Source organism: Pseudoalteromonas luteoviolacea (assembly GCF_021654285.1).
GTDB classification, from domain to species: domain Bacteria; phylum Pseudomonadota; class Gammaproteobacteria; order Enterobacterales; family Alteromonadaceae; genus Pseudoalteromonas; species Pseudoalteromonas luteoviolacea_J.
In genome coordinates this window covers 1-762 of the sequence record NZ_JAKFZS010000099.1, presented here as the reverse complement: position 1 = coordinate 762, position 762 = coordinate 1, and the positions used below count along the sequence as shown (strand labels likewise).

Here is a 762-nt window from a genome sequence, read left to right as displayed (position 1 = left end):
TGAAGTCGCCTCATTAAATAAACTGGCATGTTTAGTTTCAATTTTCCTAGCCATGAGGTAGCGGGATGTGCGATCTACATGGGTGACAATGAAGCCTGAGCCTTTTTTACCTTCAATTAAATCACCTTCCCAATCTCCAACGTTGTGACGCTTTTCAATATCGACAGGTCGATTTTTAATACTGACTCTATCTTTTATTTGACCACGTAAGTCTCCGTATTTCTTCTGTTTCCTTCTTTTTTTATGTCGCTTGGCTAGTGACAGGTACAGTTGGCCACCACTCTTGAAGTCTTTTATCACCCATTGATATATCGTTTCATGGCTGATGTGCATGGATTTATTGTCTGGAAACTCTTTTTTGAGTCGACCAGCTATAGCATCAGGTGACCAGCCTTCATGGAGTTTATTGATAACAATGTTATAAAGGTCATGATTTGATTTCTTCCTTGAATGCCTTGCTAACTGCTTTCTAGCTGTCGCTTTTTCTTCAGCAGCTTCATCAAAATAATCATAATACGGAGGCTTATTTCTTTTCACTTCACGCATGATAGTCGTGTGATGGCGGTTCAGAAGCCGACCAATTGAGCGGTAGCTTTCGCCACTATTATGGCGGTAGTAGATGGCTTTTCTTTCAAAGCTGTTAAGATGTTCATAAGGCATTCTAAAGATCCTCTGTGATGTATTTGGTTGCACATATACATTAGCAGAGTCTTTAGAATCCTTATTACCTACAATACCTTATGAACTTTGGTGCACTTGGAT

At 39.6% G+C, this 762-nt stretch carries 1 protein-coding gene; it reads right to left on the bottom strand.

Annotation, left to right across the window (positions count from 1 at the left end; all coding sequences use genetic code 11):
* The coding region (locus L1077_RS27180; protein ID WP_237139884.1) for an IS30 family transposase at positions 1–660 on the bottom strand (660 nt) is incomplete at its 3' end.
* Positions 661–762: the final 102 nt, after the last annotated feature.